This is a genomic window from Labrys okinawensis, from assembly GCF_002982075.1.
Classification (GTDB): Bacteria; Pseudomonadota; Alphaproteobacteria; order Rhizobiales; family Labraceae; genus Labrys; species Labrys okinawensis_A.
Window position 1 is genome coordinate 46,849 of sequence record NZ_PUEJ01000014.1, and the last position, 21,535, is coordinate 68,383.

At 64.6% G+C, this 21,535-nt stretch carries 20 protein-coding genes and 1 tRNA gene; 9 read left to right on the forward strand and 12 right to left on the reverse strand.

Annotated features, from left to right (window positions below):
- Positions 1–160: 160 nt before the first annotated feature.
- From C5L14_RS27485 to C5L14_RS27505, 5 genes are all read left to right on the forward strand, one after another.
- Positions 161–1,186 carry a sugar ABC transporter substrate-binding protein gene (locus C5L14_RS27485; protein WP_105865252.1) on the forward strand — a complete coding sequence of 342 codons (1,026 nt, stop codon included), beginning with the start codon at positions 161–163 and terminating at the stop codon, positions 1,184–1,186.
- A 94-nt stretch (positions 1,187–1,280) separates the two neighbouring features.
- On the forward strand, positions 1,281–2,315 hold the full coding sequence (locus C5L14_RS27490; protein ID WP_105865253.1) for an ABC transporter permease: 1,035 nt from the start codon (positions 1,281–1,283) through the stop codon (positions 2,313–2,315).
- Positions 2,315–3,274 (forward strand): ABC transporter permease, encoded by a 960-nt coding sequence (locus C5L14_RS27495; protein ID WP_105865254.1) that lies wholly within the window; start codon positions 2,315–2,317, stop codon positions 3,272–3,274. Before C5L14_RS27490 ends, C5L14_RS27495 begins: the two co-directional genes overlap by 1 nt.
- A 2-nt stretch (positions 3,275–3,276) precedes the next feature.
- Positions 3,277–4,806 carry a sugar ABC transporter ATP-binding protein gene (locus tag C5L14_RS27500; protein WP_105865255.1) on the forward strand — a complete coding sequence of 510 codons (1,530 nt, stop codon included), beginning with the start codon at positions 3,277–3,279 and terminating at the stop codon, positions 4,804–4,806.
- Positions 4,807–4,975: 169 nt separating this feature from the next.
- Positions 4,976–6,013: an NAD(P)-dependent alcohol dehydrogenase gene (locus C5L14_RS27505; protein ID WP_105865256.1), complete on the forward strand. Its 1,038-nt coding sequence runs from the start codon at positions 4,976–4,978 to the stop codon at positions 6,011–6,013.
- A gap of 191 nt (positions 6,014–6,204) precedes the next feature.
- Here the strand turns inward: C5L14_RS27505 and C5L14_RS27510 are convergent, their stop codons facing one another.
- From C5L14_RS27510 to C5L14_RS27545, 8 genes are all read right to left on the reverse strand, one after another.
- Positions 6,205–6,438, reverse strand: a complete 234-nt coding sequence (locus tag C5L14_RS27510; protein ID WP_105865257.1) for a hypothetical protein — start codon at positions 6,436–6,438, stop codon at positions 6,205–6,207.
- 87 nt (positions 6,439–6,525) lie between these two features.
- Positions 6,526–6,810: a copper-binding protein gene (locus C5L14_RS27515; protein ID WP_105865258.1), complete on the reverse strand. Its 285-nt coding sequence runs from the start codon at positions 6,808–6,810 to the stop codon at positions 6,526–6,528.
- Positions 6,810–7,295 carry a cupredoxin domain-containing protein gene (locus C5L14_RS27520; RefSeq protein WP_105865259.1) on the reverse strand — a complete coding sequence of 162 codons (486 nt, stop codon included), beginning with the start codon at positions 7,293–7,295 and terminating at the stop codon, positions 6,810–6,812. Before C5L14_RS27520 ends, C5L14_RS27515 begins: the two co-directional genes overlap by 1 nt.
- 21 nt (positions 7,296–7,316) lie before the next feature.
- Positions 7,317–8,705, reverse strand: coding sequence for a multicopper oxidase family protein (locus C5L14_RS27525; protein WP_105865260.1), 1,389 nt, complete (start codon positions 8,703–8,705; stop codon positions 7,317–7,319).
- Between the two features lie 17 nt (positions 8,706–8,722).
- A complete protein-coding gene (locus tag C5L14_RS27530; protein ID WP_105865261.1) occupies positions 8,723–10,171 on the reverse strand; it encodes a TolC family protein in 1,449 nt (482 codons plus the stop codon).
- The gene (locus tag C5L14_RS27535; RefSeq protein ID WP_105865262.1) at positions 10,171–10,389 is read right to left on the reverse strand and encodes a hypothetical protein; all 219 of its coding nucleotides are present in this window, start codon (positions 10,387–10,389) and stop codon (positions 10,171–10,173) included. The genes C5L14_RS27530 and C5L14_RS27535 overlap by 1 nt, the downstream gene beginning before the upstream one ends.
- A 172-nt stretch (positions 10,390–10,561) precedes the next feature.
- Positions 10,562–10,969 carry a hypothetical protein gene (locus C5L14_RS27540; RefSeq protein ID WP_105865263.1) on the reverse strand — a complete coding sequence of 136 codons (408 nt, stop codon included), beginning with the start codon at positions 10,967–10,969 and terminating at the stop codon, positions 10,562–10,564.
- A gap of 183 nt (positions 10,970–11,152) precedes the next feature.
- Positions 11,153–12,589 carry an MFS transporter gene (locus C5L14_RS27545; RefSeq protein WP_105865264.1) on the reverse strand — a complete coding sequence of 479 codons (1,437 nt, stop codon included), beginning with the start codon at positions 12,587–12,589 and terminating at the stop codon, positions 11,153–11,155.
- Positions 12,590–12,711: 122 nt separating this feature from the next.
- Between C5L14_RS27545 and soxR the strand changes: the two genes are divergently transcribed.
- The gene (gene soxR / locus C5L14_RS27550; protein ID WP_105865265.1) at positions 12,712–13,155 is read left to right on the forward strand and encodes a redox-sensitive transcriptional activator SoxR; all 444 of its coding nucleotides are present in this window, start codon (positions 12,712–12,714) and stop codon (positions 13,153–13,155) included.
- A 108-nt stretch (positions 13,156–13,263) separates the two neighbouring features.
- Here the strand turns inward: soxR and C5L14_RS27555 are convergent, their stop codons facing one another.
- The 4 genes from C5L14_RS27555 to C5L14_RS27570 form a co-directional block, all read right to left on the reverse strand.
- Complete coding sequence (locus tag C5L14_RS27555) at positions 13,264–13,680, reverse strand: VOC family protein (RefSeq protein ID WP_105865348.1); 417 nt, start codon at positions 13,678–13,680, stop codon at positions 13,264–13,266.
- Positions 13,681–13,932: 252 nt separating this feature from the next.
- Entirely contained in the window at positions 13,933–15,555 is a 1,623-nt protein-coding gene (locus C5L14_RS27560; RefSeq protein WP_105865266.1) for an ABC-F family ATP-binding cassette domain-containing protein, read from the reverse strand.
- 171 nt (positions 15,556–15,726) lie between these two features.
- A tRNA-Arg gene (locus C5L14_RS27565) sits at positions 15,727–15,803 on the reverse strand.
- Between the two features lie 85 nt (positions 15,804–15,888).
- Positions 15,889–16,188, reverse strand: a complete 300-nt coding sequence (locus tag C5L14_RS27570; RefSeq protein WP_068287761.1) for an HlyU family transcriptional regulator — start codon at positions 16,186–16,188, stop codon at positions 15,889–15,891.
- A 194-nt stretch (positions 16,189–16,382) separates the two neighbouring features.
- On the opposite strand from C5L14_RS27570, the gene C5L14_RS27575 reads away from it, so the two are divergent.
- The 3 genes from C5L14_RS27575 to C5L14_RS27585 all read left to right on the forward strand — a co-directional run bounded on the left by C5L14_RS27575 (position 16,383) and on the right by C5L14_RS27585 (position 21,326).
- Positions 16,383–16,625: a hypothetical protein gene (locus C5L14_RS27575; protein WP_105865268.1), complete on the forward strand. Its 243-nt coding sequence runs from the start codon at positions 16,383–16,385 to the stop codon at positions 16,623–16,625.
- Between the two features lie 364 nt (positions 16,626–16,989).
- Positions 16,990–18,141: an efflux RND transporter periplasmic adaptor subunit gene (locus tag C5L14_RS27580; RefSeq protein ID WP_105865269.1), complete on the forward strand. Its 1,152-nt coding sequence runs from the start codon at positions 16,990–16,992 to the stop codon at positions 18,139–18,141.
- A gap of 11 nt (positions 18,142–18,152) precedes the next feature.
- Positions 18,153–21,326 carry an efflux RND transporter permease subunit gene (locus tag C5L14_RS27585; protein ID WP_105865270.1) on the forward strand — a complete coding sequence of 1,058 codons (3,174 nt, stop codon included), beginning with the start codon at positions 18,153–18,155 and terminating at the stop codon, positions 21,324–21,326.
- The last annotated feature ends 209 nt before the right edge of the window (positions 21,327–21,535 follow it).

A 21,535-nucleotide genomic window follows, 5' to 3' on the forward strand; every position in this document is an offset into this window, starting at 1 on the left:
CTGAATCGGGGTGGCAGGGGGGAAAGCCAGCCTCACCACCATGATGTCGCAAACACTGTTGCATATGTCGAGCTTGGATCCTAGTATCCATGCCTGTCAAGCGGGCCGAGCGACACGAGGAGCGCCCGCGGCAGATCATGCCCCAGAGGGAGGGAATTTCATGTTCGTTCGACGTCAGCTCTTTGCTTGTGCAGCTGCGGCTGTCCTGTTTGCCGGCACCCTGCCGGCCTTGGCCGCGGACGATACCAAGGTGGCGTTGGTGCCCGGCGGCCCGCATCCCTATTTCGCCGCCTGGGACCAGGCCGGCAAGGACGCGGCCAAGGATTTCGGGCTCGGGGCAGCCGACTACAAGGTCCCGCAGAAATGGGAGCTCAGCCAGCAGAACGAACTGCTCGAAAGCCTGGTCACGCAAGGCTACAACGCCTTCCTGGTCTTCCCGGGCGATCCGGTCGGCTCGGTGGCGACCGCCAATGAGCTGGCCGATACCGGCGCACCGGTGATGGCGCTGGCCGGCTGTCTGAAGGACCCCTCCAAGGCTGCCTTCTGCCTCGGCACCGATACCGGCAATTCGGCCTATCTCGGCACCAAGGAACTGTTCAAGGCAATGGGCGGCAAGAAGCGCATCGCTCATTTCACCGGCTTCCTGGTCGATCCCAACACCCAGCTTCGCATCGACGCGGTGAAGAAGGCCGCCGAGGAAGAGGGCGGGCAGGTGGTGCAGGTCATCGCCGACATCGACGCCCCCGAGCCGGCGGAAGAGAAGATCAACGCCTATCTTGCCGCCCATGCCGGCGAGATCGACGGCATCGTCACCACCGCCTGGGTGCCAGCGGTGGTCGCCTCCAACGCTTTGCGCAAGATCGGCGACAAGCGCATCAAGATGGTGGGCATCGACCATGATGAGGTGGTGCTCAAGGCGATCAAGGACGGTTTCGTCAGCGGCACCATGCTGCAGAACCCCTATGGCCAGGGCTATATCGGCTCCTTCGCCGCCGACAAGCTGCGCAATGGCTGCACGGTGAAGGCCGATGCGCCCTGGAAGTCCAATGCGCTGACCAGCCACTTCATCGATTCGGGCACGGTCTTCGTCGATGCCTCCGGCGTCGACAACTACATCTCGGCCATGCAGGGCATCACCAAGACGCTGCTGGCGAGCTTCGAGAAGACCTATCTGACCTGCAAATAATGGTACTGGGCCGATGCCTGCATCCCGTCCCGCAATACGGGGATGGAGTCTCGGCCCATTCCGACCTGTGTTTCTACGGAGCTCGAGACCGCCGATGGCCGGTGACGAATCCCCAACCGCAACGCTCGCCCCGGCGACCGGCAAGCCGATGCAAAGCGGCACGGTGCGCTTCTACCTGACCAACGAGTTTGGGCTTCTGGTCCTGATCGTGGTGTTCGCCTGCCTGTTCGGCCTTGCCACCAAGGGCTTCTTCTCCCCTTTCAACCAGTTCACGCTGGGGCGCGTGGCCGCCGTCAACATCATGGTCGGCCTGTCCATGATGGTTGTGATCGTCACCGGCGGCCTGAACCTGGCGGTCGGCGCCATCGGCGTCTGCGCCGCCATGGCCTTTGGCGCCCTGGTAGAGCTGGCGGGCCTGCCCTGGCCGGTTGCCGCGCTCGGCGCCATCGCCCTGGCGGCGGCGCTCGGCTGGATCAACGGCTTCGTCGTGGTGCGCTCCGGCCTCCACAGCTTCATCATCACCCTGGCCAGCATGAGCATCTTCTTTGGAACGATGATCTATTTGACCAAGGCTCAATCCTTCCGCGGCATACCGGCCGATTTCTCCAATTTCGGGCGGCTGCGCCTGTTCGGCCTGGTCTCGCCGCTTCTCGTCGTCGCCCTCCTCGTGGCGGTGGCGCTCGGCGTGCTCTATCGCTTCACCGTCCTCGGCCGCGAGATGCTGGCGGCCGGCGCCCGTCCCGAGGCCGCCGAGCTTTCCGGCGTGCGCGTCGGGCGTGTCTTCATCCTCTGCCACATGCTGTCGGGGGCGCTCGCCGCCATCACGGCCATGCTCGTGGTGGCGCGCACCGGCGCCGCCATTCCCTCGATGGCCGGACAGCTCGGGCAGGATTGGCTGCTGCCCGCCTTTCTCGGCCCGGTGCTGGGGGGCACGCTGCTCAGCGGCGGCCGTGTCTCCGTCAGCGGCACGGTGCTGGGCGCCATCCTGGTGACGATGCTCACCAACGGGTTGCTGCTGCTGCAGATCGGCGAGTTCTGGGTGCAGGCCTGCCTCGGCTGCCTGCTGCTCACCGCCGTGCTGATCGACAAGGCGCGCCGTTCCTATCTCGCCCATCGGAGGATGGTGTGATGCCCCGTTTCATACAGACAGACTGGTTCGGCCCCCTGGCAATCGCGGTGGTGGCCATCGCCCTCATCGGCAGCTTCAACCCGTCCTTCCTGTCGCCGCTCAACATCCAGGTGCTGCTGCTCGCCATCACCGTGAACATGCTGATCGCCTTCTCGCAGATGATCATCATCGCCATCGGGCAGATGAACCTGGCGGTCGGCGCCATCGGCGGGCTCGCCGCGATCTCCTTTGCCGGCATGATGCAGGTCTGGGGCTTGCCGGCGCCGCTGGCCGCGCTGCTGGCGGCGGGGATCGGCCTCCTGGCCGGTATCGTCAACGGGGCCTTCATCGCGGGCACCGGCATCTCGGCCTTCGTCATCACCCTGGCCACCCTGTCGGTGTTCAAGGGTGTCAACCTCGCCATCACCAAAGCACAGCCCTTCTATGGCGTGCCGCAAAGCGTCAAGGATTTCGGCAACACCACCTTCCTGGGGCCGCTGCCCTGGCTGGTGATCCCGGCGGCAATCGTGTTCGCGGCGATGTGGTATCTGCTCAATCGCCTGCCGCTCGGCCGTTTCATCCTGGCCGTGGGCGGCAATGCCCATTCGGCCGAACTGTCGGGCATTTCGGTGTCGCGGACGGTGATATCGGCGCATGCCATTTCGGGGCTTCTGGCGGCCCTGGCCGGCATCGCGCTGGTGGCGCGGCTGGAGATCGGCCAGCCGACCATCGGGGACGACTGGCTGATCCTCTCCTTCGCTGCGCCGGTGATCGGCGGCGCCGTGCTGGCCGGCGGTCACGTCTCCAGCTTCGCCACGCTGCTCGGCGTGATCATCGTCGCCATCATCACCCAGGCGCTCGTGCTCTTCCATATCGACCCCTTCCTGGTGCAGGTCGTGCTCGGTGCGCTGATCCTGTGGGCTGTCGGCATGAACCGCTGGCGCGAGATCCGCGTTAACAGCGGCCTCAAGAGGATCTGAACATGGCGGCTCAGACTTCGGCACCGGTCTTCCAGGCGCGCGGCGTCAGCAAGTTCTTCCCGGGCGTGAAGGCGCTGGAAGGCGTCTCGATTTCGCTGCGCCCGGGCTCCATCCATGCTCTGCTGGGCGAGAACGGCGCCGGCAAATCCACGCTGATCAAGCTGATCACGGGCGTGCTCAGGCCCGACGAGGGCGAACTGGTGGTCGACGGACAGCCCGCCCATTTCGCCTCGACGCGCGACGCCATCGCCAGGGGCATCGGCGTCGTGCATCAGGAGCGCAACCTCATCCCACGCTTCTCGGTGGGCGAGAACATCATGCTGGAGCGCCTGAGCGCCAGCCTGTTCAAGCCGATCGACTATGCCGCGGTGAATGCCGAGGCGCGGCGCTGGCTCGACGTGCTCGGGCTCGACCTCGACCCGGCCACCCCGGTCTCGCAGCTCAGCGTCGCCAAGATGCAACTCGTGGAGATTGCCAAGGCGCTGTCCCTGCGCTCGCGCGTACTGCTGCTCGACGAGCCGACGGCCTCCCTCACGCCGCATGAGACCGTCGCCCTGTTCGCTTTGCTCAAGAAGCTCAGGAACGAGGGCGTGAGCATGCTCTTCGTCAGCCATAAGCTGGAGGAGGTACAGGAAATCTGCGATCAGGTCACCGTGCTCCGCGATGGGCGCAATGCCTGCGACAGCCGCTCGATGGAGGGGCTCGGACGCCAGGACCTGGTGCGCCTGATGATCGGGCGCAGCGAGCAGATCCCGGACTGGAAGCCGCGCGACCATGCCGGGGCGGCGCCCGTTCTGCAGCTCGAAAAGGTGGCCACCCCCTTCGGCCATCGCGACATCGATCTCACCGTGCGCCGCGGCGAGATCGTCGGGCTCTATGGCCTGGTCGGAGCAGGGCGCACGGAGCTCGCCAAGTCGATCATGGGGCTGCAGCCGGCGACGTCGGGCACCATCCGGCTTGACGGCAAGGAGGTCACCATCACCAGTGTCGGCGAGGCGATCCACACCCACCGCCTCGGCTATGTCAGCGAGGACCGCAAGCAGGAGGGGCTCATTCTCTTGCATTCGGTGCTGGACAATGCCGGCATTGCGATCTGGCGCAAGCTCGCCGGCTTTGGCGGCATGCTCACTGATCGCGCCGTGCGCAAGGCTACCGAGCCCTATATCCGCAAGCTGGAGGTGCGGACGCCCTCGCTGGGGCAGCTCGTCGGCAATCTCTCCGGCGGCAACCAGCAGAAGATCAGCGTGGCCAAATGGCTGGCCGCCGGGGTGCGGCTCCTGATCATCGACGAACCCTCGGTTGGAATCGACATCAAGACCAAGGCCTATCTGCATGAATTGATTCGCGAACTGTCGGATGCCGGTACCTCGATCCTGCTCATCACCTCAGACATGCCGGAGATGATCGCCCTTGCCGACCGCATCGTGGTGATGAACGGCTACCGTGTGGCCGGAGACCTGCAGAACAGCCGCGACTACGGTGCCATGAGCGAAGGCATCATGGACCTGATCCACAAGCTCGATGCGGCGTGAAGAGCGGTTTGCGGTTGATGCACCGATCGGCATCGATAGCTGGTAACATGTCCGCTAGCTTGCCGTCGCCGGTTGCCCGACTTGGTTGATTGTCGCAACAAACTGGCGATAATGCCCGATGAATGCTTGCCGGTGCTCCGGCGATAGAAGCCTTGAACGGAGGAATTCCATGCGCGCCCTTGTCCTTGAACGCCAGCACGAATTGTCGTTGCGCGAGATAGATCTCCCGCTCGAGGTAGGGCCGACCGATGTGAAGATCGCGTTGCACACCGTCGGCGTCTGCGGCAGCGACGTGCACTATTACACCCATGGGCGCATCGGCAATTTCATCGTCAACGCACCGATGGTACTGGGCCATGAAGCGGCCGGCACCGTAGTCGAGGTCGGCTCGAAGGTGACCAACCTCAAGGTCGGCGACCGCGTCTGCATGGAACCCGGCATTCCCGACCTGAGCTCGCGGGCTTCCAAACTCGGCATCTACAACGTCGATCCGTCCGTGACCTTCTGGGCGACGCCGCCGGTGCATGGCGTACTCACACCCTTCACGGTGCATCCGGCGGCCTTCACCTACAAGCTGCCCGACAATGTCTCCTTCGCCGAAGGCGCGATGGTGGAGCCTTTTGCCGTCGGCATGCAGGCTGCGGCGCGCGCCCGCATCGCGCCCGGCGACGTCGGGGCGGTGATCGGAGCCGGGCCGATCGGTATCATGGTCGCGCTCGCCGCCCTGGCCGGCGGTTGCAGCAAGGTGCTGATCTCCGATTTCAGCAAGGAAAAGCTCGAGATCGCCGGCCGCTATGACGGCATCATTCCCGTCGACCTCACGAAGGAAAGCTTCGCCGCCGCCATTGAGCGGGAGACCGACAAATGGGGCGCCGACGTGGTGTTCGAGGCGAGCGGCAGTGCCAAGGCGTATACCGGCATTTTCGACCTGGTGCGGCCCGGAGGCGCGCTGGTTCTGGTCGGCCTGCCGGTGGATCCGGTCAATTTCGACGTGCCCGGCGCCATCGCCAAGGAAGTGCGCATCGAGACGGTGTTCCGCTATGCCAACATCTATGACCGTGCGATTGCGCTGATCGGTTCCGGCAAGGTCGATCTCAAGCCGCTGATCACCGGCACCTATGCCTTCAAGGACTCCATCGCGGCCTTCGAGCGGGCTGCCAAGGCCCTGCCCACGGACGTCAAGCTGCAGATCCTGATGGAGGATTGACGGGGCGAAAGGCCAATGCAGTTCACTTAAGCGTTTCGGGGTGCTCGACCTTTGTCATAGCCGGGCTTGACCCGGCAATCCAGCTCCCGACGGTTCGTCCGTGCGGCTTCTGGGTAGCCGGGTCAAGCCCGGCTATGACAAATTCGGAGCGGTTCCTGCTTAAGTGAACCGCATTAGGGCGAAAGGCGAGGTTATTCAGCCTCGCCATACGTATCTCCCCGAAGCAGAAGGCGGCACCCTGCGGTGCCACATTCCACCTCGATGATGCGGTGGGAGGTGCCGCCGCAATTGGCCTGGAACACCGATGTGGATGCGGCGCGGTAGACCCTGGTGACCTTCGCCTCGACGCAGCCATTGCGCACCAGCACGCCGGCAAGCGCGCCGTCGCCGGCATTCGCGTGCGTGGAAGCAAGACCGGCGAACATTCCGGCTATCAAGAGAACTCTGCGCATTCCAAAACCTGCAGTGGTTCAGCGGCCCCCTTCGAGGGAAGGGGGCCGGTCGAGCCGGCGTTACTTCGCCTTCTCGATCTTGGTCACCGTCAGGCGCCCGTTGACGCGGTCAGCCTCGAAGGAAACCTTGTCGCCGGGCTTGACCGTTTTGAGCATGGCCGGATCGGCCACGGCGAACACCATCGTCATCCCTTCCATGTCGAGATTCTTGATCGGGCCGTGCTTGAGGGTGATCTTGCCCTGGGCCTCGTTGATCTTGGTGACTTCGCCCTTGACGGGCGCTGTTTGCGCCAGGGCCGATGTCGCGAGGACGGAGAAGGCGAGGGTGAGGAGGAGTTTGCGCATCAGAAGGCTCCTGTCTTGGCGGTGACGACGATCGTGCCGGTCATGCCGGCTTCGCGGTGGCCCGGGATCAGGCAGGAAAAGTCGAACTCGCCGACCTTGGTGAATTTCCAGATCATTTCGCCGGTTTTCTTGGGGCTGAGGCGCCGGGCGTTGGGATCGTCATGCTCCATGTCCGGATTCTTCTGCATCTCGGCGCCGTGCTTGAGGTTTTCGGCCAGGGTGGCGAGTACGATCTCATGATCGATCTCGCCATTGTTGCGCAGGACGAACTTGATCTGCTCGCCCTGACGCACTTCGATCTTGCTGGGGATGAACATCATCTTGCCGTCGGTCTCGCGCATGGTGATGGCGATGGTGCGCGCCGGCTTTTTGGCATCGCCCGGCTCGCCATAGGCGCGCGCCTCGCCATGCGCGTGGCCGGCATCGGCCAGGGCCGGCCCGGCCGCGAGGGCCAGTGCGGCCGCAAATAGGATTTTCGAAAACATCCATGCTCCTTTCATCGGGAATCAGTGCTGATCGTGGTTGGAGCGCCGGCCGGGCTTGATCACGCGGACTTCGGCGGTGCTGCTACGGTTCTCGGGAGCGGAGGGCGCGTGGAAGGCGTTCTTCGACGCACCGGTCCATTCATAGGAGACCGTGCCTTCCGGGTGCTTGAACCAACCCGGATCCTTGTAGTCCCCGGCGGCCAGGCCCTGGCGAACCTTGACGACCGAGAACATGCCGCCCATTTCGACCGCGCCGAACTGGGCGAAGCCCGTCATCATCGGCAGGGTGTTGTCGGGAAGCGGCATTTCCATCTCGCCCATGTCCGCCATGCCGGCGGAGCCCATGGGCATGTAGTCGGGCACGAGCTTGCGGATCTTGGCCGCGACAGCCTTCTTGTCGACGCCGATATAGTTGCGGACGTCGTGGCCCATGGCGTTCATGGTGTGGTGCGACTTGTGGCAGTGAATGGCCCAGTCGCCCTCGGCGTCGGCGGTGAAGTCGAAGGCGCGCATCTGCCCGACCGCGCAGTCGATGGTCACCTCCGGCCAGGCGGCTGCTTCGGGCACCCAGCCGCCATCGGTGCAGGAGACCTTGAAGTCATAGCCATGCATGTGGATCGGGTGGTTGGTCATGGTGAGGTTGCCGAAGCGCACCCTGACCTTGTCGCCCTTGCCGCAGACCAGGGGATCGATGCCCGGAAAGGCCCGGCTGTTCCAGGTCCACAAATTGAAGTCCGTCATCTCCGCCACCTTGGGCACATAGGAGCCCGGCTCGATGTCGTAGGCGTTGATGAGGAAGACGAAATCCCGGTCGACGCGCCGGAAGGCCGGGTCGCGCGGGTGCACGACGAAGAAGCCCATCATGCCCATCGCCATCTGCACCATTTCGTCGGCATGCGGGTGGTACATGAAGGTGCCGCTCTTGCGCAGCTGGAACTCGTAGACGAAGGTCTTGCCGGGCTTGATATGCGGCTGGGTCAGTCCCCCGACGCCATCCATGCCATTGGGCAGCAACTGCCCGTGCCAGTGGATGGTGGTGTGCTCGGGCAGCTTGTTGGTGACGAAGATGCGCACTTTGTCGCCCTCGACGGCCTCGATGGTCGGGCCCGGCGATTGTCCGTTGTAGCCCCACAGATGGGCGACCATGCCGGGGGCGATCTCACGCACCACCGGTTCGGCGACCAGATGGAATTCCTTCCAGTCGCCATTCATGCGCCAGGGCAGCGTCCAGCCATTGAGCGTGACCACGGGGTTGTAGTCGACGCCGCTGGTCGGCACGAGCGGGGGCTGCATGCCGGCTTCCTTCATGGTGGGCGCTTCCGGGATGGCGGCGGCCTGGGCGCGGCTGGAGATGGTGCCGGCGCTGATCAGGGCCGCGGCACCGAGAAAGGAACGGCGGGATACCGTCATGAGGTCAGCTCCTGTGATCAATGCGCGGCGCCGGCAGCGGGCGCGGCGGCCATGGCGGTTTCCCCGCCCGATGACGGGGCCGAGCCGCCGCCGATGAGGGCAGCCTGGAAGTCCACGCCGGCGATGAGGAAATCCCGTTGTGCGCCGATTGCAGCCACGCTGACGTCGAGGCTTTCGCGCGTGGTGGTCAACAGGTCGAAGACGTCGATCAGCATGCCGCTATATTCGAGCACGGCCTGCTGGTTGATGGTCTTGCGCAAGGGCAGGATGCGTGCGCGGTACTGGCGCCAGATCTCGTGCCGGCCGCGATAGGTGAGAAAAGCGGTCCTTGCCTCGGAGCGCACCGTGACGGCCTTGTCCACCAGCCGGTTGACCGCCTGCATATAGGTCTCGCGCGCGCGCCTTACCCCGGTCTCGCCGAGATCGAAGAGCGGGATCTGCACTTCGAGCTCGAAGCCGCGCGGATAGTTGCGCTTCTTCGCGCCGTCCTCGCTGGCGCGGGTGTAGTTGGCCAGGCCCGTGAGATCGAGCAGGGAAACATAGCGGCTCGCCTGGGTCAGGCCGAGCTCGGCGGCCATGGCGTCGAGATCGAGCCGGGCTGCGATCAGGTCGACGCGCCTGCGGACGGCCTGCGCCTCGATTGCGCTCGAGGACGGCAACTTTCCAGCCGTGGCCGGCAGAACTCCCGGCAATTTATAGTCGATTTCGTTCCCCCACAGGCCGAGCTGGCGGATCAGGGCCTCCCGCTCGATACCGGCCTGAAGCCTTGCTTCGGCGAGGCGGTTCGAGACCTCGGCATAAAAGGAGGCTGATCGCGCCTGGTCGAGCTTGGTGGCGCCGCCGGTTTCGCCGAGCTTGCGCGAGAGATCGCCGGCAGCTTCGGCGGAAAGCCGGGCCTTCTGCAGCAGGCCGACGGTCTGGCGGGCCGCCACCGCGCGGTAATACGCCCGGCGCGTATCGGCGGCGAGGCGGAAGGTCGCCTCGATGGCCCGGTAGCGGGCTGCCTCGAACTGGGTCTTGGCGATGTCGCGGCGAGCCGGCAGGGTCAGCAAGGAGAGGACGCTCGCCACCAGCCGGCGCTCGATGTCGAGCTCGCCGCCGGCCGCCACGCGCTCAAGCTGGAAGGTCGGACTCGGCGGCAGGCTTGCCGCGACATAGGCGGCCTCGGAAATGCCGAGGGTGTTGTAGTCGGCCTGGAGGCCGCGATTGTTCAGAAGCGCGATCTGCACGGCGCTGTCGGCCGTCAGAGGCCGGGCAAGCAGGTTGGTGATGCGGGCTTTGGCCTGGGCTGCCTCGGTCGGCGAGGTGATCTTGACGGCTTCCTTGCCGAGTTCGGATGCGACGCGTCCCTTGACGGGCATCATGCCGCCATCGGGTGTGAAGCTGGCGCAGCCCGCCAAGCCGAAGGCGAGCACGGTCAGCACGGCCAGCCGATTGGACCGGGCGATGAGAACTGGCAGGGCCATTATTGTCCCTCCCGCTTGGGAGCGACCCTGTCGTTCCTTTCAACCCAGGGCCTGGGCTCGACGGGGCGGAAATCGAGGGTGCCTGAGGTCACCGGCGTATAGTGCAGGCGCGGCACCGGCGTATCGGGATTGGACGGGTCAGGGCCGACGGCAAGCTTGGGCGGTGGCGCGCAAGCGGACAGGGCGACGGCGAGAGCCGTCGGAATGGCGATTTTCATGATACTTCTCGGGCAGCAGCGTCCGGCCGCCTTCAAGGCAGCCGCAGGCGCACAGGTTTTGGAGACAAGGCGGAGTGCGAGGCGTCAATCGCCTCGAATCGCGACCGGTCGGCCGAGCCCGCGGGAGTTCCGGCGACGCAGGGGCGCCGAACGGAAGGCAGAAGGGGGACGATCAGCCGGCGGACGCGTCGGCCCGCCTGGGCGGTCTGTCGAGCAGGGACAGCATCGCCATCGGCAAGCCCGGTTCCATGAAGGCGAGCTTGATGGCGATGATGAAGGTGCGGGCGTTCAGGAGGGGAGCATCGGTTTCCACGGCGACATGACAGGCAAAGGCGCAGCAGGTGGAAGCGGCTTCACCGGCACCGTCCTCATCGCTGCATGGCGCCGGCGGATGACAGGACATCTCGCCTGTCATCGTCGCCTGGTCATGATGCGGCGCGTCGGCCTTCTTGCCGGCGGCGTGATGGCTCGTGGCGAGATCGCCGGCCATGCGTGTGCTCGCCATCGCCCAGCCCACGGTCGTCACTGCGAAAAGCAATGCGAGCATCAGGCACAGGAACGGGCGAAAAAGGCGAATCATCGGGACCCTGTATGAAGGTTCCCACATGGGAAGGACAAGCAGCCATTTCGAGAGCTCGGACAAGCCGCTTGCCTGCAGGGGAGGCCGGCGGCAGCGACGGCTGCGCGTCGGCAGCGCTTCTCTTGAAGAGAAAACGCTCCGATCTCTCATGCCGGGCTTGACCCTATGCGAGCCTCGTTGACCTCATGCCAGACATTCGCGCGGCTCTTCCTTTTCTCGGAACAACTGCGGTGCCAGTTTCAGCGCGGCGAAGAAGCCGGGCAGGGCGATCGCGATAGCCAGGATGAACACGGTCAGCATGGCTTGCTGCAGTTGCGGGCCCGTGGTGGCAGAGCCCGCGCCATTGGCGTTGGCCACGAAACCGAGCACGGCGGCGCCGATGGCATAGGCTGCCGATTGGAGCGTGGGCAGCAGGGCCGAGGTGCGGTTGCGCTCCTCCACCGGTGAGGCCTCCATCAGGCCCTGGCTGAGATAGCCCCAGCTCGCGCCGAAACCGGCGCCGATCAGGACCTGCCCGCCGACGAGCAGCACGATGTCGGTTTTCCAGAGCGCGGTGATGATGGCGACGAGTCCCAGCACCAGGAACAGCGGTCCCAGCCAAATCAGCCGGCGGCGGATCCTCTGCGAGGCCACGCTGGCCACGGCGATGGCGACGAGGCTCCAGCACACGGCCATCACCGCGTTGAGCGCTCCCGCCAGCGTCGCGCCATAGCCCCATAGATGCTGGATCAGGTAGACGAGATAGACCGAGGCGGCCGAATGCGCCATCGGCATCAGGAAGACGATCCACAGGCCGAGGCCGATGGGCTGGCCGAGCCGGAAGGCATCCTTGGGGAACAGCCGCGCAGGCGAGCGCCTGTCGCTGTAGACGGCACCGGCATAGAGCAGTGCGGCAAGCACCAGCAGCAGGATGGCGCCACTGCCGGCGCCGGCCATGTCGGCGATCATCACCGCCGCCATGCCGGCTCCGATGGCGCTGAGCTGGACGAGCGGAAGCGCCGCCGCCGCTTGCTGCCGGTCCGCATGCGGCACGACCTTGAGGACCAGGGCGATGAAGATCAGGGAGAGCGGCACGTTGACCAGAAAGGCGGCCCGCCACGACACGGTTTCGCTGATGATGCCGGCAACGGCCGGACCGCCGAAGGCCGCCGTGGCCCAGACCATCGCTTCGGCGCCGAATACCCTGGGAACCAGCCGGGAGGGGAATATCTCCGGGATCAGCGCATAGCAGATCGCGGCGATCAGGCCTTCGCCAAAGCCCTGCAGGGCACGGCCGACCAGCAGCACGGCCATGGCCGGGGCCAGGCCGGCAAACAAGGTGCCGGCCGTGAACAACAGGGCGGCCCCGATCAGCGCAGCCCGCGCGCCATAGCGGGCCTTGAGGAGTGCCGCGATCGTGCCCCCGAGAATGGCGAAGATCAGATAGAGGCTGACGGACCAGGCGATCAGCGAAGCGCCGCCGAGTTCGTCGATCGCCGAGGGCAGGGCGGTCGAGACCAGGAAGCTGTTGAAGGCGAACAGGGCGACGCCAAGGCAGAGCGTGGCTGTCGCGCCGGCATAGCGGCCGACCGCAATCTCCCGCCAATGGGCTTGGGTTCCAGTGCTGACTTGCGCGTCCATCTTCGACTCCAACTCGCGGCATCCATCTCGAACAAGGCCCGGCGCCATTTCGGCATCGCGACTTTGTCTGGCCTACAACCTCTACTTAAGTTAAGGTCAAGAGGTTTTCTGGGAGACGATCCATGGTTGAGATGAGCGTCGGCGATCTGGCTCATCGCAGCGGCGTATCGGTGACGGCGCTGCATTTCTACGAGCGCAAGGGGCTGATCCGCAGCCGGCGCAGCCAAGGCAATCAGCGGCGCTACGATCGGGCCGTGCTGCGTCGCGTGGCCCTGATCAAGGTGGCGCAGGAACTCGGCTTCTCGCTGGCGGAGATCGGGGCGCGCCTTGCCGAGCTTCCGGACGATCGTCCGCCCTCGCGCAGCGATTGGGAAATGCTCGCCACGCACTGGGCCGGCGAACTCGACCACCGCATTGCCCTGATGCAGAATCTGCGCAGCGAGCTGACGGGCTGTATCGGCTGCGGCTGCCTGTCGATGGAGCGCTGCACCCTGCTCAATACCGATGACCGCCTCGCCGGTGCGGGAAACGGGCCGGTCAGGCTGATGCAGGAGGCGGAGGCGTAGCCGGTCTTGAGTAAAATACGATTTTTCCGAAACGTACTTTACTCTCTCATTCTTTGTTTAGACGCGTTTTCTTAATCGAAAAGTCCATCAGCTTTTCTCGAAAGCGCTCTATTCCGCCGGCTCGAACGGCAGGTTGATCTGCCATGAGACGCCGAAACGGTCGGCGACCCACCCGAACCGGCGGCTGAAGCCGTAGTCGTCGAGGGCCATGAAGACCGTGCCGTCCTGGGACAGGGCCGCGAAGAGGCGATCCAGCTCCTCTTTCGTCTCGCAATCGATGAAGAACGAAAAGGACGGGGTGAAGGTGAAATTGTGCTGCACCGGGCTATCGATGCAGATCACGCTCTGGCCGGCGATGCTGAAGCGCGCCTTCTTGATCGAGCCCGGCAGTCCCATCTCGTTGGGGCCATAGCGCTCGACATCGAGGATCTCGCCATCGGGGAACAGGGAGACATAGAGGTTCATGGCGGCATCCGCCTGGCCGTGCCCCTGGAACATCAGGAAAGGCTGGACCGTCAGTTTCATCGGCATGTCCTCCAGGCGGTGGGCGTCCTCTTGCGGCATATTCAAGGATAAGGGCTTCTTTCGGCCCCGTCATGCTGCGCCCTTGTCCCCTCTCCGTGAACGGCATGGGTGCCAATTTTGAGGCCAATGGGCAAGTAGCCGAAGTGCTGATCGCCTGATCGGCATCTTTTTCAGTGAAGCGATGGCGCCCGCCGGCTATGCCGATCTGGAGATCGGCGCGCCTGATCCGGCGTCAACTCCGGCAGGGCCGTCTCAACTATGAAGCCCCGGCGCCTCGTGGCCGGTGCGGGCGACATATTCGGTATAGCCGCCGCCATATTGGTGGATGCCGTCCGGCGTCAGCTCCAGCACGCGGTTGGAGAGGGCGGCCAGGAAGCGCCGGTCATGCGAGACGAACAGCATCGAGCCCTCATATTGCGACAGGGCCGCGATCAGCATCTCCTTGGTGGCGAGGTCGAGATGGTTGGTGGGCTCGTCCAGCACCAGGAAGTTCGGCGGGTCGTAGAGCATCTTGGCCATGACCAGCCGAGCCTTTTCGCCGCCCGAGAGGAAGCGGCATTTCTTCTCGATGTCGTCACCCGAAAAGCCGAAGCAGCCGGCCAGCGTCCGCAGCGAACCCTGGCCCGCCTGGGGAAATGCATCCTCGAGCGTCTCGAAGATACTGCGGTCACCGTCGAGCAGGTCCATGGCGTGCTGGGCGAAATAGCCCATCTTGACGCTGCCGCCCTGGACGACCGTGCCCTTGTCGGGCTCGGCGGTGCCGGCGACGAGCTTGAGCAAGGTGGATTTACCCGCGCCATTGATGCCCATCACGCACCAGCGCTCCTTGCGGCGGACCTGGAAGGTGAGGCCTTCATAGATGCTGCGGTCGCCATAGGCCTTGTGCACGTCCTTCAGGCTGACGACGTCGTCGCCCGAGCGGGGAGCGGGCTGGAACTCGAAGGCGATGCTCTGGCGCCGGCGCGGCGGTTCGATCTTGTCGATCTTCTCCAGCTTCTTCACCCGGCTCTGCACCTGGGCCGCGTGGGAAGCACGCGCCTTGAAGCGCTCGATGAACTTGATTTCCTTGGCCAGCATCGCCTGCTGGCGCTCGAACTGCGCCTGCTGCTGCTTTTCGTTGAGGGCGCGCTGCTGCTCGTAGAACTCGTAATCGCCCGAATAGCTGGTCAGCGTGCCGCCATCGATCTCCACCACCTTGGAAACGATGCGGTTCATGAACTCACGGTCATGCGAGGTCATCAAGAGGGCGCCCTCATAGCCCTTGAGGAACTCTTCCAGCCAGATCAGGCTCTCGATGTCGAGATGGTTGCTCGGCTCGTCCAGCAGCATCGCATCGGGGCGCATCAGGAGGATACGGGCCAGCGCCACGCGCATCTTCCAGCCGCCGGAGAGGGCACCGACATCGCCGTCCACCATGGCTTCGCTGAAGCTGAGCCCGGCCAGGACTTCGCGGGCGCGGCCTTCGAGCGCGTAGCCGCCCAACTCCTCGAATCGCCCCTGCACCTCGCCATAGCGCTCGATGATGGCATCCATGTTGTCGGCCTGGTCGGGGTCGGCCATCGCCGCCTCGAGCTCCCTCAACTCGGCCGCGACCTCGCTGACCGGCCCGGCCCCGTTCATCACCTCGGCGACGGCGCTGCGGCCCGTCATTTCCCCGACATCCTGGTTGAAGTATCCGATGGTGACGCCGCGGTCGACCGAGACGCGACCCTCATCGGGCTCCTCCTCGCCGGTGATCATGCGGAACAGCGTCGTCTTGCCAGCGCCGTTCGGACCGACGAGCCCGACCTTCTCGCCCTTCTGCAGCGTGGCCGAGGCTTCGATGAACAGAATCTGGTTGCCGTTCTGCTTTGAGATGTTTTCGAGACGGATCATGGTGCGGTGCGGTCAATGCCTAGGGAACCGCGCTCTTACGCGATGCCGGGAATTTGAGAAAGGCCTCATCGCCTGGAGAGGACAGGACGACGCGTCATCCTTGCTCGAGCATGAGACAGCACATCGGCTCATGCCCACAAGCAACTGACAATGTGAAGGGAAAGGAGAGAATGGCGCGCCCGAAAGGATTCGAACCTCTGACCCTCAGATTCGTAGTCTGATGCTCTATCCAGCTGAGCTACGGGCGCGCTGGGAAGCGACCGGCGCTTCCATGGGCGGTCTGATAACCAAGCCAAGCAGGGGATGCAAGCCCCCCTCGCGCTTTTTTTCACATTATCGAAACAAACCCTCGCCCTGCTCGTCGATCAGCTGCTTGCCCTTGGTCAGGGAAAACTGCACGGCATCGTCCAGACTGGCGAAACGGTCGGCCCGGATGAACTTATGGCTCTTGAGTTCGCCGCCGATCTCTTTTTCCACATAGCCGCAGGTCTGGTACTGGCCACCCTCCTTGTAGGGCGCGGGACGGACGGTGAAGCCGTTATATTCCTCGCCATCGCCCTTGGGGGCCGGCTCGCCATCCGATTCGCGTTTGCCCCCGAACAAGGAGGAGAGGGATTTGAGGAAGGAGGCCACGGCAAAGTCCCAGACTGGTTGATCTCGGCCGCACGATAGCCGCATTGACGCCTGTCGCCAATGGGCGCATCTTCCGCCCGGTTGTGGGAGGACGAGCTTTCGCGCGGAGGCTGCGGGGATTTGCTCCCGCCGGCGTGCTTCACTAGAATTTGCCGGCCGCAATGGGATGCGGCAGCGATTCCTGGGACACAGACATGAACAAGCTCATTCTCGCCAGCATGATCGTGATGGGTGGGTTCTATGCTGGGACAGGTACGGGACAGGCGGCCTCCCGCCCTCAAGGGGAGCGTTACGCCGACAATGCCAGGATCGAGTGCATCCTGCCCTGGTACCGCTTCTTCGGTGCCTGCGACGAGGCGATCCAGGATCCGCCCGACGGCAAGAACGGGCACGAATGGGAGCATCGCGGCCATCGGCATCGCGGCTTGCGCCGCTAGAACATTGTGCCGAAAACGGAATTCCGGTTTTCGGCACAGCCGATGCGTTTGTAGAAATGCCCCGGGCAGGCATTGCCCCCGAACCTCGGCGCACCTCTCCAAAGCGCGGGTTCGCGTTTTTTTCCGCATCGGTCTCCATCCGCTGGCCTTGAAATTGCCGCGGGAAGACCAAAATCAAGGAGCCCCACAAGACGGCGGGAGCCGCGGGGGATTTCATTTTTCAGTTTTGCCGGACAAGGGAGCCGGCATCGGGATGGTCGATGGACCCGCCAGACGGGGCCCTCGGCATGCCTGATGTCGGCTCTCGTTGAACTATTGATTTTTCACCAGGGTCCACAAAGGGGCAGCAATGCGTGAAGGTAAAATGATACTAGAAAATTTGCGTGGCCGCGAGGGCGTCATCGGTACCCTGTTGGCCTTGGGGCTCTCGACCGCAGCGCTCGCTCAGAACGCGCCGCCTCCTGCCGTGTCCGTTGCCAAACCCGTGGTGAAGGAAGTCGTCGAATATGACGACTTCATCGGCCGCTTCGAGGCGGTCGACCGGGTGGATGTCCGGGCTCGCGTCTCGGGTTATGTCGACAAGATCCATTTCGTCGACGGCGCCATCGTCAAGGCGGGGGATCCGCTCTTCACCATCGACCAGCGTCCCTACCAGGCTGCCCTCGAGGAGGCGCAGGCCGGCGTGGAGGCCGCCAAGGCGCGGGTGGATTTCGCCGCCGGCGACGTCAGCCGTGCCGAGAACCTGCGCAAATCCGGCAACATCACCGGCCAGATCTATGACGAGCGCACCCAGACCCTGGCCACCGCCAAGGCTGACCTCAACCGGGCGCAGGCAACCCTAAACCGCGCCAAGCTCGATCTGCAGTTCACCGAGATCAAGGCGCCGATCGCCGGGCGCATGTCGCGCCGGCTGGTCTCGCTGGGCAATCTCGTCAACGCGAACGAGACCGTCCTCACCAATGTGGTGTCGATGGATCCGATCAATTTCTACTTCGACGTCGACGAGCGTTCCTATCTCGCCTACCAGAAGCTCTCGACCGGATCGCTGCGCGTCTCGAGCGACGGCAATCTCAACGAGGTTCTGGTCGCCACCTCCAACGAGCGCGAGCCCATCCACAAGGGCCATATGGACTTCACCGATAATCGCCTGGATGCCGCCAGCGGCACCATGCGGGCCCGCGCCGTGTTCGAGAACAAGGATCTCGCCCTGGTGCCCGGCCTTTTCGGCCGCATCCGCATTCTCGGTTCCGACAAATACAAGGGCGTGCTGGTGCCCGAGGACGCGCTCGGTTCCGACCAGGACCGGCGCGTCGTCTATGTCGTCGGCGCCGACAATACGATCTCGCTGAAGCCGGTGCGTGTCGGTTCGCGCGTGGACGGCTACCGCGTCATCCGCGAGGGGCTCAAGGGTGACGAGACCATCGTCGTCAACGGGCTGATGCGGGTGAGACCCGGCATCAAGGTCGATCCCAAGCTGACGACCCTGCCGGCGACCGCCGTCGCAGCCGCCAACTGAGAGAGCGGTCCATGCGGTTTGCCCATTTCTTCGTCGACCGGCCGATCTTTGCGTCGGTTCTGGCGGTCGTGATCACCCTTGTCGGCGCCATCGCCTTTCTCGGCCTGCCGGTCGCGCAATATCCCGAGATCGCGCCGCCCACCATCGTGGTGCGCGCCAGCTATCCCGGCGCCAATGCCCAGACCGTCGCGGCCACCGTGGCCACGCCGCTGGAGCAGCAGATCAACGGCGTGGAGAACATGCTCTACATGTCCTCCTATGCCTCCAATGACGGCTCGATGTCGCTGACCATCACCTTCAAGCTTGGCACCGATCTCGATACAGCGCAGGTGCTGGTGCAGAACCGGGTCGCCATCGCCACGCCGCGCCTGCCCGACGATGTCAGGCGCCTCGGCGTCACCACGCTGAAATCCTCGCCCGACCTGATGATGGTCATCCACATGTTCTCCCCGGATGACCGCTACGACCAGCTCTACGTCTCCAACTACGCCCGCAACAATGTGCGCGACGACCTCCTGCGTCTCGACGGCGTCGGCGACCTCACCATCTTCGGCGAGCGCCAATACAGCCTGCGCGTCTGGCTCGATCCGGACAAGCTGGCCAGCTATGGCCTGACCTCGTCCGACGTGGTCAAGGCGATCCAGGCCCAGAACGTGCAGGTTTCCAGCGGCGCCATCGGCCAGGAGCCGACCAGTTCGGGCGGCGCCTTCCAGGTCACGATCAACACCCAGGGGCGCTTCCAGGATGTCGCCCAGTTCCGTCGGGTCATCGTGCGTTCGACCCCGGACGGGCAACTCGTTCGGGTCCAGGACGTGGCGCGCGTGGAACTCGGCGCGCAGGACTACGTCACCAATTCCTACCTCAACGGCAAGCCGGCGGTGGCGCTGGCGATCTTCCAGCGCCCCAACACCAACGCGTTGCAGGCGGCCGACGAGATCATCAAGAAGATGGAGGAACTCAAGCAGTCCTTCCCGCCGGGAATCGCCTATTCGATCGTCTACAACCCCACCCAGTTCATCGCGGAATCGGTCAACGCCGTCTACCACACCCTCGGCGAGGCCGTGGTGCTGGTGGTGGTGGTGATCATCATCTTCCTGCAGAGCTGGCGCACGGCGCTCATCCCGGTGATCGCCATCCCGATTTCGCTGATCGGTACCTGTGCGATCATGGCCGCCTTCGGCTTTTCGCTCAACACGCTGACCCTGTTCGGCATGGTGCTGGCGATCGGCATCGTGGTCGACGACGCCATCGTGGTGGTGGAGAATGTCGAACGCAACATCAGCCTGGGCATGTCGCCGCGCGATGCGGCGCACGAAACCATGGACGAGGTCGGCACGGCGGTTATCGCCATCGCCCTGGTGCTGGGCGCGGTCTTCATTCCCACCGCCTTCATCCCCGGCATATCGGGCCAGTTCTACCGGCAATTCGCCCTGACGATCGCGGTCTCGACCTTCCTCTCCGCCTTCGTCTCGCTCACATTGTCGCCGGCGCTCGCCGCGATCCTGCTCAAGCCGCACAGCCATGAGCCGCCGCGCAATCCCCTGACGAGGCTCGGCAAGAGGCTGGCCGGCGGCTTCAACCGCAGCTTCGACAGCCTGTCCAACGGCTATGCTTCCAGCGTGAACCGCGTCGTCCGGCGAAAGATCATCATGCTGCCGCTCTATGCGGGACTGCTGGCCGGCACGGTCTGGGCGGTGCAGAAGGTGCCGCAGGGCTTCATCCCCACGCTCGACCAGGGCTATGCCATCGTGGTGGTGCAACTGCCGGACGGTGCCGCGCTCTCGCGTACCGATGCCGTCACGCGGCGGGTTTCCGAAATTGCGCGGGCAACGCCCGGGGCGCAGGATGCGGTGGCCTTTGCTGGCTTCTCCGGTGCCACCTTCACCAATGCCACCAATTCGGCCGCGGTCTTCGTGCCGTTCAAGCCCTTCGAGGAGCGTCTCAAGGAAGGGCTGACGGCGGACAAGATCATCAAGGACCTGTTCGGGCGCATGCAGGTGATCGAGGAGGCCTTCATCATCGCCATCCCGCCGCCGCCGGTGCGCGGTATCGGCAATGCGGGCGGCTTCAAGCTGCAGGTGCAGGAGCGGCTGGGCTCGGACATCCAGCGCATTCTCGCCTCGACCTATGAGATGATGGGCAAGGCGCGCCAGAACCCCAAGCTGTCGGGCGTGTTCACCACCTTCTCGGCCAACTCGCCGCAGCTCTTCCTCAATATAGACCGGCAGAAGGCCGAGATACTGAACGTCCCGATCACCAATATCTTTGACACGCTGCAGCAGAATCTCGGCACGGCCTATGTCAATGATTTCAATGCGTTCGGGCGTGTTTACCAGGTGCAGGCCCAGGCCGACCAGCGCTTCCGCAACGATCCCGAGCAGATCGGCGGCCTGCGTGTGCGTTCGGCGTCGGGAGCTCTGGTGCCGCTCGGCACGCTGGTGGAGGTGAAGGAGGTTTCCGGCCCGCAATTGATCCAGCGCTACAACATGTACCCGTCCGTGCCGCTGCAGGGCAATGCCGGCCCGGGCGTCTCCACCGCCCAGGCCCTGGACGAGATGGAGGCTCTGGCCAAGGCAACCCTGCCGCAGGGCACCAGCTTCCAATGGACGGACCTGGCCTTCCAGGAGCGGGCGACCGGCAATACCGCGATCTTCATCTTCGCTTTGTCGGTTCTGTTCGTCTTCCTGGTGCTGGCTGCCCAGTATGAAAGCTGGTCATTGCCGCTCGCCATCATCCTGATCGTACCGATGGCCGTGCTTTCGGCTCTGCTTGGCGTGATGGCGCGTGGCATGGACAACAACATTCTCACGCAGATCGGCCTGATCGTGCTGGTAGGCCTTGCCGCCAAGAACGCCATCCTGATCGTGGAGTTCGCGCGCGAGGCGGAAGCGCGGGATGGCAAGAGCCCGATCGAAGCAGTGGTGGAGGCCTGCCGCCTGCGCCTGCGCCCGATCCTGATGACGGCCTTTGCCTTCATCCTGGGCGTGGTGCCGCTGCTGATCGCCACCGGCCCAGGCGCCGAAATGCGCCAGGCTCTCGGCACGGCCGTGTTCTTCGGCATGCTGGGCGTCACCTTCTTCGGCCTGTTCCTGACGCCGGTGTTCTACGTGACGCTGCGCATGCTTGCGCCGGGCAGGAAGAAGAAGGAGGCCAAGCCGGCCGAAGCGGTGCCGGCGGCAGAGTAGCGCCTGGAGTCTTTGCGCTTTCGCAGGCAAGAGGGCTTCCCGACCGTGGTTGGGAAGCCCTTTTTTGTCGCTTGCCCATGTGGTGCGGGAAGCGCAGGACCTGGGACCGCGGACGTCCCGTCCGCTTCTTCCCATCCCCAAGCGGGGCGCTTCCAAGAGCGGACGAGACGTCCGCGGTCCCAGCCGGCTGCCGCGCCGACCGGTCCTCG